The sequence below is a fragment of the Streptomyces zinciresistens K42 genome, assembly GCF_000225525.1.
GTDB classification, from domain to species: Bacteria; Actinomycetota; Actinomycetes; order Streptomycetales; family Streptomycetaceae; genus Streptomyces; species Streptomyces zinciresistens.
Map to the genome: position 1 here is coordinate 1 of NZ_AGBF01000332.1, position 4319 is coordinate 4319.

Below are 4319 nucleotides of genomic sequence, written 5' to 3' on the forward strand. Positions count from 1 at the left end.
GCCGACCACGGACGCGGACGCGGTGCGGCGCGAGATCGACGAGTTCGAGGCGGCCGTGGAACGCGCGCACCGCGACACCGGTGAGCGTCACGTCCCGGCCACCCCACCGACCCCCCGCACATACCACCAGAACGACCTCCCGGAAGGAGCGGAGCAGTGAGCACGTCGTCAGAGGGCACCCCGGCAGGAGGCGCTTCGCAGGCCGAACTGCGGGCCGCGGCAGCCGACTTCACATGGCTGCTGAAGCGCTTCGCCACCGAGACGGCCGGTGTCGTGGACGCCATCGCCGTCTCCTCCGACGGGCTGCTCATCGCGGTGTCCGAGCTGGGTGAGCAGGCGGACTCCGAGCGGCTGGCCGCGATCGTGTCCGGCATCACGAGCCTGGCGGCGGGCGCGTCCGGCAACTACGGCCTCGGCGGCCTCAACAAGGTCATCATCGATCTGGCGGGCGGACATGTGCTGGTCTCCGCGATCGGCAGCGGCGCCGTGCTCGGCGTGGTCACCGACAAGGAGGCCAAACTGGGCAACATCGCCTACGAGATGACCGTGTTCGCCAACCGGGCCGGCGCCGCCCTCAGCCCGCAGCTGGTGCTGGAGCTGAAGAACAGCGTCGGCGCCCCGTCGGTCCGCTGACGACGAGGCCATCGAGGAGGGACGAACCCATGGCGGACGGCGCTCCACCACCGGGCCCCGGCGGCCCGGAACCGGTCGGCCAGGCCTCCGCCGTACGGCCGTTCCTGCTCACCGCCGGCCGGGTCGCGGACTGCTCGGACGGCCGGTCGCTGCCCCTGGAGGCCCAGGTGGTGGCGACGGCCGAGGGGATCGACGCGCTCGGCCGGCTGGCCTTCGAGCGGCACGACATCGTCGCCGTGTGCCGGCTGCCGCAGTCCGTCGCGGAGATCGCGGCCCGGCTGCGGCTGCATCTGAACGTGGTGCGGGTCCTCGCCGAGGACCTGCGTGCCGCGGGCCAGTTGACGGTGCACGTGCCCGACTCCGGCGTCGTCCAGGACGCCTCCGTCCTGCGCAGGGTCATCGAGGGCCTGCGCGCCATCCCCGACGCACGAGGGGTACGCAGTGACAGCGACTGAAACGGCCGTGGGCGCCGCGGCCGCGCGGCCGGCGGCCGTACGACCGCCGCTGCCCGTGAAGCTGGTGATCGCGGGCGGCTTCGGGGTGGGCAAGACCACCGCGGTGGGCGCGATCTCCGAGATCGAGCCGCTGACCACGGAGGCGGCCATCACCGAGGTCGCGGCCGGTGTCGACGACCTCACGCACACCCCGCTGAAGACCACGACCACCGTCGCCATGGACTTCGGCTGCCTCACGATCGACCCGACGCTGAAGCTGTACCTGTTCGGCACGCCCGGACAGGAGCGGTTCGGGTTCATGTGGGACGACCTGGTCGAGGGCGCGGTGGGCGCCCTCGTCATCGTCGACACCCGGCGGCTGGACGACTGCTTCGCCGCCGTCGACTACTTCGAGCACAAGGGCATCCCGTTCGCGGTGGCCGCCAACGCCTTCGACGGCCGCGTCGAGCACACCCTGGACGAGGTGCGCTGGGCGCTCGACGTCGCCGAGGGCGTCCCCCTGGTCGTCTTCGACGCCCGCGACACCGGCTCGGTGCGCGACGCGCTGCTCGTGGTCCTGGAGCTGGCGCTCGCGCGGACGCGGGGGTGACGGCCGGGCCTCGCGCCCGGCCGTCCCCCGGCGTCAGCCGTCCCTGCGCACCCCCCGCGACACCGAGAGCCGGCCCGCTCCCCAGAACAGCACGAGCGTGGCCACGGCCAGGCCCGCGACCAGCGTGGCGCCGCCCACGACCTTCTCGTAGTCGCGTTGGTAGAGCCCGTCGACGATGTACCGGCCGAGGCCGCCGAAGCTGACGTACGCCGCGATGGTGGCCGTCGAGACGATCTGGATGGCCGCGGAGCGCAGTCCGCTGAGGATCAGCGGGAGGGCCGTGGGCAGTTCGACCCGGAAGAGGATCTGGGCCTCCCCCATGCCCATGCCCCGGGCGGCGTCCACGGGCGCCGGGTCCACCGAGCGCATGGCCTCGTTGGTGGTGACCAGGATGGGCGGGACGGCGAGCACCACGAGGGGGATCATCACCGGGGCCATGCCGAGGCCGAGCAGGAGGAACATCAGCACCATCAGGCCGAAGCTGGGCAGCGCCCGCGCGGAGGTGGCGATCAGGGCGAGGGCGTTGCCGCCGCGGCCGGTGTGGCCGGTGAGCAGGCCGACGGGCAGTCCGACGGCGGCGGCGATGCCGAGGGCCGTCAGCGTGTACTGGACGTGCTCGCCGAGCCGGGCCGGGATGCCGTCGTAGCCCTGCCAGCGGGCGCTGTCGCTGAAGAAGGCGTCGATGAAGTTCAGGATGTTCACCGGGCGGTCTCCTTCGCCAGGGGCGTCCTGGTGCTCCTGCGGGTGCCGCGGGGCATCCACGGGGTGAGGAGCACGCGCAGGACGATCAGCAGGGCGTCCACCGCGATGGCGAGGACGGCCGTGCCCACGACGGACAGCCACACCAGCCGGGGCTGGTCGTACTTCAGGCCGCTGTCCAGCAGGTTGCCGAGGGCGCCCGCGTTGCCGATCAGCATGCCGACGCTGACCAGGGAGATGCTCGACACCGCCGCCACCCGCAGTCCGGCGAGGATCGCGGGCGCGGCGATGGGCAACTGCACCTGGAGGTAGCGGCGTACGGGTCCGAAGCCCATGGCGGTGGCGGCGGCCAGGGTCTCCTGGGGCACGGACCGCACGCCGTCCACGATGGCGGGGACCAGTACGACGAGGCTGTAGACGGCCAGCGGGATCATCACCGTCAGCTCGCTCAGACCGGTGTAGTCGATGAGGACGACGAAGAAGGCCAGCGACGGGATCGCGTACAGCACGGTGGTCACCCACAGCACCGGCGGGTACAGCCAGCGGAAGCGCACGCACAGCTGGGCCACGGGCAGCGCCACGACCAGCCCGGCCAGCACCGGGAGCAGGGCCTCGCGCAGATGGAGTCCCACCAGGCCGAGGTAGCTGTGCTCCAGGTAACTCGGCATGTCGAAGAGCTGGTTCACGGCGCGACCCGCTGGACGCCGTCCGGTGCGGCACGCCGCGCGTGCGCCCCGCGGATGGCCTCGCCGATCGCCGTCTGCGAGACGACCCCGGTGGCCCGGCCCTCCGCGTCCACGGCGACGGCCCAGCCGGTGGGCGAGAGCACCGCGCAGTCGAGGGCGGCGCGCAGCGAGTCGGTGGCTGCCGTGAACGGGCGCCCGTACGGCAGCAGTCGGCCGTCCGCGCCCTCCCCGGCGGCGAGGTCCCCGGGCGCGCTCCAGCCGAGGGGTCTGCCGTCGGCGTCGGTGACCAGGAGGTAGGGGGCGCCGGCCGCGCCGGCGGCGGCGAGTTGGCCCGCGGTGGCTCCGGCGGAGACGATCGGGCCGGTCAGCAGGTCCAGGCCGGCCGCGGGGAAGAAGGACAGGCGCCGGATGCCGCGGTCGGCGCCGAGGAAGTCCTCGACGAACGCGTCGGCGGGGTGCGACAGCAGGTCGGCGGGCGGGGCGAACTGGGCGAGGCGGCCCCCGGTGCGCATCACGGCGACCATCGTGCCGAGCTTGACGGCCTCGTCGATGTCATGGGTGACGAAGACGATGGTCTTGCCCAGTTCGTCCTGGATTCTGAGGAGTTCGTCCTGGAGGCCCTTGCGCACCACCGGGTCGACCGCGGAGAACGGCTCGTCCATCAGCAGGACGGGCGGATCGGCGGCGAGGGCCCGCGCGACGCCGACGCGCTGCTGCTGGCCCCCGGAGAGCTGGTAGGGGTAGCGCCTGGCCAGCGCCGCGTCGAGTCCGACCCGTTCCATCAGCTCCCGGGCGCGGGCGCGGGAGCTGTCCTTGCTCCAGCCCAGCAGGCGCGGCACGGTGGCGATGTTGTCCAGGATGGTGCGGTGCTGGAAGAGGCCGGCGTTCTGGATGACGTATCCCATGGAGCGGCGCAGGGTGTTGACGGGCTGCCGCTGGATGTCCGCGCCGTCGAGCAGGATCGTTCCCTCACTGGGCTCGACCATCCGGTTGATCATCCGCAGTGTGGTGGTCTTCCCGCAGCCCGACGGCCCCACGAGAACGGTGATCGCACGGTCGGGTATCTCCAGCGAGAGCTGATCGACCGCCACCGTGCCGTCCGGATACCGCTTGGTGACTGACTCTATCCGTATCAAAGCGCCGAATACCCTTCGGGTCTGGCAGATTTCGCCCGCTTTCGACCACGGGCGCGGGCCGTAAAGGGCAGAGTCTAGACGTCGTGTGTTGCGGAACCCTTGCGGCGGCCGGACCGCGTGC

Annotated in this window: 6 protein-coding genes; 3 read left to right on the top strand and 3 right to left on the bottom strand. The window is 72.4% G+C overall.

Going from position 1 to position 4319, the window contains the following annotated elements:
* Nucleotides 1–156 precede the first annotated feature (156 nt).
* Genes SZN_RS35680 through SZN_RS35690 form a run of 3 tightly spaced genes read left to right on the top strand, consistent with a single transcriptional unit; the run spans nt 157 to nt 1677 of the window.
* Nucleotides 157–633: a roadblock/LC7 domain-containing protein gene (locus SZN_RS35680; RefSeq protein ID WP_007505142.1), complete on the top strand. Its 477-nt coding sequence runs from the start codon at nt 157–159 to the stop codon at nt 631–633.
* A 29-nt stretch (nt 634–662) separates the two neighbouring features.
* Nucleotides 663–1088 (top strand): DUF742 domain-containing protein, encoded by a 426-nt coding sequence (locus tag SZN_RS35685; protein ID WP_007505145.1) that lies wholly within the window; start codon nt 663–665, stop codon nt 1086–1088.
* Nucleotides 1075–1677: a GTP-binding protein gene (locus SZN_RS35690; RefSeq protein ID WP_043734950.1), complete on the top strand. Its 603-nt coding sequence runs from the start codon at nt 1075–1077 to the stop codon at nt 1675–1677. The genes SZN_RS35685 and SZN_RS35690 overlap by 14 nt, the downstream gene beginning before the upstream one ends.
* A 33-nt stretch (nt 1678–1710) precedes the next feature.
* On the opposite strand, the gene SZN_RS35695 is transcribed toward SZN_RS35690, so the two are convergent.
* The 3 genes from SZN_RS35695 to SZN_RS35705 are packed head-to-tail and all read right to left on the bottom strand — an operon-like array spanning nt 1711 to nt 4198.
* On the bottom strand, nt 1711–2379 hold the full coding sequence (locus SZN_RS35695; RefSeq protein ID WP_007505148.1) for an ABC transporter permease: 669 nt from the start codon (nt 2377–2379) through the stop codon (nt 1711–1713).
* Complete coding sequence (locus tag SZN_RS35700; RefSeq protein ID WP_007505150.1) at nt 2376–3062, bottom strand: ABC transporter permease; 687 nt, start codon at nt 3060–3062, stop codon at nt 2376–2378. The genes SZN_RS35695 and SZN_RS35700 overlap by 4 nt, the downstream gene beginning before the upstream one ends.
* The gene (locus SZN_RS35705; RefSeq protein ID WP_078509088.1) at nt 3059–4198 is read right to left on the bottom strand and encodes an ABC transporter ATP-binding protein; all 1140 of its coding nucleotides are present in this window, start codon (nt 4196–4198) and stop codon (nt 3059–3061) included. The genes SZN_RS35700 and SZN_RS35705 overlap by 4 nt, the downstream gene beginning before the upstream one ends.
* Nucleotides 4199–4319 lie beyond the last annotated feature (121 nt).